Below are 4,782 nucleotides of genomic sequence, written 5' to 3' on the forward strand. Positions count from 1 at the left end.
TCGCATCGGCACCGGCGAATCGGAGGGCTTCCGGCCGGGCGTGCCCGCGCTGACGCATTTTCCGGTGGACGCGTGGCGCCACGCGATCGACCGCGCGCTGCGCCGCGCCGGCCGCGACCTGCTCGGCTATGGCGATCCGCTCGGCGAGCCCGCGCTGCGCGAATCGATCGCGCGCCACCTGGCCGTGACCCGCGGCGTGCGCTGCGATCCCGAGCAGATCGTGATCACGGAAGGCGCACAGGGCGCGATCGCGCTGTGCGCGCAGTTGCTGACGAACCCGGGCGATACGGTGTGGGTCGAAGAGCCCGGCTATCGCGGTGCGCGCACCGCGATGCAGGCGGCCGACCTCGACGTCGTGCCGATGCCGGTCGACGCGGAAGGGCTGCGCACGGAAGAAGACGACTGGCGCGAGCGGACGCCGCGCCTCGTCTATACGACGCCGTCGAACCAGTTCCCGACCGGCGCCGTGCTGTCGATCTCGCGCCGGCTCGCGCTGATCGATGCGGCGCGCCGGCATCGCGCGTGGATCATCGAGGACGACTACGACAGCGAATTCCGTCACACCGGCGAGCCGATCGGCGCGATGCACGGGCTCGCGCCCGATTCGCCCGTCGTCTATCTCGGCTCGTTCAGCAAGACGATGTTTCCGGCGCTGCGGATCGGTTTTCTCGTGCTGCCCGACGCGCTGCTGGCCGCGGTGCGGCCGGTGCTGCCGGAGATGCTGCGCGGCGGAACGCGTCACGTGCAGCTCGCGCTGGCCGATTTCATCGAGACGGGCGAGTACGGCCGCCATCTCGGCCGCATGCGCCGGCTGTACCGCGACCGGCGGCGCTTGCTGCTCGCCGCGCTCGACGGCAGCCTGAGCGTGCCGCATCAGATCGAGGGCGGGCCGTGCGGGCTGCATCTCGCACTGCGGCTGCCGGCGCGCTACCGCGATCGCGCGATCGTCGACGCGGCGCGTGCGCACGGCATCGGGCCGTTCCCGCTGTCGGGTTTTTCGATCGATGCGGCATCGGCGGGCAACGGGCTCGTGCTCGGTTTCGGCAATACGTCGGCCGACGCGTTCGAGCCGATGTTGCGGATGCTGTCGGCGATCGCGGAGCGGGTGGGCGGGGATTGAGGCGGGACTCGCCGTTCAATCGCCGCAATATATTTTCTTAACCTTTTAAATATTAAATTTTTAAAAACAAGGTTGATATTCGTCGATTTTTGGTCTTGCTCCCCGGGCTGAACGTGCTGCGGTCTTGATCGTCAAAAATGGTCAACGGTGCTTGCAAGTGCTAATGGGATGAGCGACGATGAATTCACCGTAACAAACGGTTACTTTTCGTGGATTAATGCGCGGCCGTTCACGCCGCCCCGGTTTTGTATACCGTGATCGATGGTTTCCGTAATGAATCGACTCCAGAAGGCGATGGTCTGGAGAGCCGTGACGAGCCACGTTGGCATTGCCCGGAGAAATAATAATACTGAGCGTCGCGAGGTCCGCGGCAGACAACCGAGACCGTGGTCATCACGGATGCCGTTAAAAAAACTATATCAATCTCGATGAGATCCGATTCGCACCGCTATTGCTTCCCGAGTTTGCTGGAAGCATTTTTTATCGTCGTCGTGCTGATCATGATCGAGTACCTGATGAATTCGATCATCTGGTCGATCAGCCGAAGCGCCGGGCTTCAACCCATGGCGATTGCCAGCATCGGCCGGGTTCTCGCGAACGGGCTCGTATTTACGGTGCTGCTTCACCACGGCAAATTGACCTACCGAAGCCTGCTGCATGACAGCGTCGATTCCTGGCGATCGACGCTCGGACGATTTTTCGTCCCGATCTTGCTGATGACGCCGGGATTGATCGTGGCGGTCAGCGTGATCGAAGTCGGCGTCGGGCAGTTTTTCCCTTGGGGCGGAAGCGGATATGACGCTCGCGAGGTTTACACGAACGGCGGGCTTGGCCTGATCGTGTTGACCTGCCTGATTGCGCCGCTACTTGAAGAAATGCTGTTTCGCGGCGTGATGCTGCGCAGCTTTCTGCAACAGTATCCGACGGGAACGGCCATCGCGCATTCGGCCGCCGTGTTCGGTCTTGCACACCTGAACGTGTATCAGTTCGTCCTGGCATTCGGACTCGGATTGTTGATCGGGAAACTGTACGCGGCCACCCGGTCGCTGCTGCCGGGCATCCTGATCCACGCCTGCTACAACACCGTCGTGGTGATCGTCGCGCTGAAAACGCCATTCGAATTTTCCAGGGAGAGCCTGTTGGCCGTCTGGCCCACATCGTGGTGGTTCGGCGCGCTCGCGGCAGGGGTGATCGGCGCGTGTCTTCTGGTCAAGTCGCTCGATGCGCTGAGATTGGCTCAAGCAAGCGCGTCGGGCAGCAACGGCTTGCGTTGAGAACGTTGTATTGGCAAGCGTTCCTGTGAATTCACGGGATGCTGGTGTTGCGCGGTAGTTATCCAAAACGAGAAAACGAGGCAAGTCATGTGGGGAAAGCAGGTCTGGTTGGCAGGTGTGGCAAGTACTGCGTTGCTGCTGACGGCATGCGGCGGTGGCGATGACGGCGCCGCCAATACGGGAAGCAACGCGTCGAGCAACACTACGGGCGGGACGCCGGCTACCGCGTCGCCTGCGGTTCCACCGGCGAATGCGTCCCCGCAACCGTCAGTCCAGGCGGCATGCCGACCGAACGGCAACTTCAGCTACTCGGGTGCCGCGTCTCCGGTCACGGCGAATAACGGTCAGCTGGCGGTGCTCGTGGTGCCGAATCTGCCGAGCGAATACGCGAAGAACCGCAACATGACGGCCGCCGGTGTGCCTGCCGCGAGCCTGGTGCAACAGGGAAGCGGCGCGTTCACGACGCTGGCATCGTCGTCTGCGGCGACCGATTGCCTCGGGCTCGACCATGGCGCCGTCACCGATATCCAGGGCGTCGGTACCGATGTTGCGATCGGCCGCTGGAATCGAGCGATGGATACCGACGGCAATACCTATACCGATACGCAAGGCGTTCACTACGCGGTCGGTACGCCGCTGTCGTTACCTGCAACGGGTGGCCCGCTTGCATGTACCCAGGTGATTGCCGACACGGTGGCGAGCAACGACGGCAGCACGGCCGGTACCCTCGTTTCGAGTTCGGCCACGCTGGATCCGGGCACCCGCCAGCTCACCACGCTGAACCTGTCGATCAAGCAGGCGACGGCTCAATACGGGCTGACGTACACGCAGGTGCCATTGAACGGTGTGCTGAAGACCACCGGGCCTGCGACGATTCAGTCGATCGTCGTCGGACATGACGCGACGCAGCCGCTGGTGGCTGTGGGTTACTCGGCTGCGTTGCCGAACACGCAAGGGGTTGGCGGGGTGGTGATCCTCTCGTGCCACTGAACCGGGCCGGCGCACGCGTGCGTGCCGCCTGTCGGTGACGCGTGACAGGCGGACGATCCGTAGCAGACCGCAACGATGACGCTCGCGACTGCCGGCAATGATCCGGCGCTTGCGCGCGTGTCGATGCGTGGTGGATGTGCGGATTGACGAACCGCGCACTTTGTTCGAAACGAATGCCGTAGCGGCTCCGCGCTTGCCGCGCCGCCCGGCATTCGGGTTTCGATTCGTATGTTCGAACAGGCCGAGTGGACTATAAATGGATGCGTGTACCGGTGCTTGTCGGGTGCCTGCGCGTCTCGCGCATGTCGTCGCCGCGACTCCCGGGGGAGGTGCACCGTGGTTCGCCAGACGCTTGCTCGCGCCGTGCTTCGCACCGCGTTGATCGGGGGCGTGTTTGCCGGCTGTTTGTTGCCCTCGCCGGCCGTCCTTGCCGGAACCCTCTCGCCGCCCGTTACGCCGCACACCTTGAAGCAGCGGCCGGCTGCCGCACCTTACGCGATGCCGGTCGATTTTCCGGCGATCGTCGACCGCTACGGCCCGGCGGTCGTGACCGTCATGACCGCCGCACCCGACCAGCAGACGGGCGGCCCGTCCTTCGCGATCCTCGATCCCGACGATCCGCTTGCCGCGTTCTTCCGGCGCGACGCACCGCCGCCCGCGCAGGGCCCGCAGGCTCAGGCTCAGGCTCAAGCACCGGCACCGGCACCCGACACGGCGCCGCGCGCGGTATCGGGCAGCGGCTCGGGTTTCATCGTGAGCGCCGACGGTCTGATTCTGACCTCGGCCCACGTGGTCGACGATGCGACCGACGTGACGGTGCGGCTCACCGACCGCCGCGAATTCAAGGCGACCGTGCTGGCCGTCGATCCGCAAAGCGACGTTGCCGTGCTGCGCGTCAACGCGACGAAGCTGCCGTTCGTGCGCGTCGGCGATTCGTCGAAGGTACGCGCGGGCGAACCGGTGATGACGATCGGCGCGCCGGACGGATCGGGCAACACGGTCACGGCCGGCATCGTCAGCGCGACGTCGCACCGGCTGCCGGACGGCAGCGCGTTTCCGTTCTTCGAAACCGACATCGCGCCGAACCCGGACAACTCGGGCGGCCCCGTGTTCAATCGCGCGGGCGACGTGATCGGCATCGCGGTGCAGGTCTATACGGGCACCGATCGCTACGCGAGCATGACGTTCGCGATTCCGATCGCGTTTGCCGCAAAGGTGCGCGCGCAACTGCAGAAGCAGATGCAGGCTCAGGCGCAGGCGCAGCAGTCCCAGGCGCCGGGCGAGTCGTCTTCCGGCAATGCGATCGGCGTCGACGTGCAGGACGTCGGCATCGGGCTGGCCGCCGCGTTCGGGCTGCCGCGTCCGGCGGGCGCGCTCGTCAACGGCGTCGCGCCCGGT

At 65.0% G+C, this 4,782-nt stretch carries 4 protein-coding genes; all 4 read left to right on the forward strand.

Annotated elements, in window-relative coordinates:
- Positions 1 to 1,120, forward strand: a 1,120-nt coding sequence (locus G3O06_RS46605) for a PLP-dependent aminotransferase family protein (RefSeq protein WP_205820119.1), incomplete at its 5' end; no start/stop codon positions are given.
- Positions 1,121 to 1,548: 428 nt separating this feature from the next.
- Positions 1,549 to 2,394 carry a CPBP family intramembrane glutamic endopeptidase gene (locus G3O06_RS46610; RefSeq protein ID WP_205820120.1) on the forward strand — a complete coding sequence of 282 codons (846 nt, stop codon included), beginning with the start codon at positions 1,549 to 1,551 and terminating at the stop codon, positions 2,392 to 2,394.
- 87 nt (positions 2,395 to 2,481) lie between these two features.
- The gene (locus tag G3O06_RS46615; RefSeq protein WP_205820121.1) at positions 2,482 to 3,384 is read left to right on the forward strand and encodes a hypothetical protein; all 903 of its coding nucleotides are present in this window, start codon (positions 2,482 to 2,484) and stop codon (positions 3,382 to 3,384) included.
- A gap of 336 nt (positions 3,385 to 3,720) precedes the next feature.
- A partial coding sequence (locus tag G3O06_RS46620) for a trypsin-like peptidase domain-containing protein (protein WP_205820122.1) occupies positions 3,721 to 4,782 on the forward strand: 1,062 nt, incomplete at its 3' end.

It is taken from the genome of Burkholderia sp. Ac-20345 (assembly GCF_017104825.1).
GTDB classification, from domain to species: Bacteria; Pseudomonadota; Gammaproteobacteria; order Burkholderiales; family Burkholderiaceae; genus Burkholderia; species Burkholderia lata_B.